This window comes from Mesorhizobium sp. Cs1321R2N1 (genome assembly GCF_037179725.1).
In the GTDB taxonomy this organism is placed as follows: Bacteria; Pseudomonadota; Alphaproteobacteria; order Rhizobiales; family Rhizobiaceae; genus Mesorhizobium; species Mesorhizobium salmacidum.
Genome location: NZ_JAPYKP010000346.1, coordinates 1 through 465, shown reverse-complemented (window position 1 = coordinate 465; position 465 = coordinate 1). Strand labels below are relative to the sequence as shown.

Genomic DNA, 465 nt, shown 5'->3' with positions numbered 1-465 from the left:
AGTTTGTCCAGGGTGATCGGGAATTCGCGCACACGCACACCGGTCGCGTTGTAGACGGCGTTGGCGATGGCAGCACCCGAGCCGCAGACGCCGAGCTCGCCGAGTCCCTTGGCGCCGAGCGGATTGGCCTTATCGTCGAATTCCTCGAGAAAGACGACCTCCATCGCCGCAACGTCGCCGTTGACGGGGACATGATACTCGGCGAGATCGTGGTTGACGAAATGGCCGTAGCGGGGATCGAGCAAGGTTTCCTCCCTCAGTGCAGCACCAATGCCACAGGTCATTCCGCCGAGGATCTGCGAGCGTGCGGTCTTGGGGTTGAGGATGCGGCCCGCACCGATCACCGACAGCATGCGGCGCATGCGGATCTCGCCCGTATCGCTGTCGACCGCGACTTCCGCGAAGTGCGCTCCATAGGAGTGCTGGGAGTAGGCTCTGTAGCTCTCCGTGTCGCGCGCGGCGGAT

General features: G+C 63.7%; 1 protein-coding gene. It reads right to left on the bottom strand.

Features of this window, described 5'->3' with window-relative positions:
* Nucleotides 1-465: xanthine dehydrogenase family protein molybdopterin-binding subunit (locus tag O7A61_RS32420; RefSeq protein ID WP_337133209.1), on the bottom strand; the 465-nt coding region annotated here is incomplete at both ends.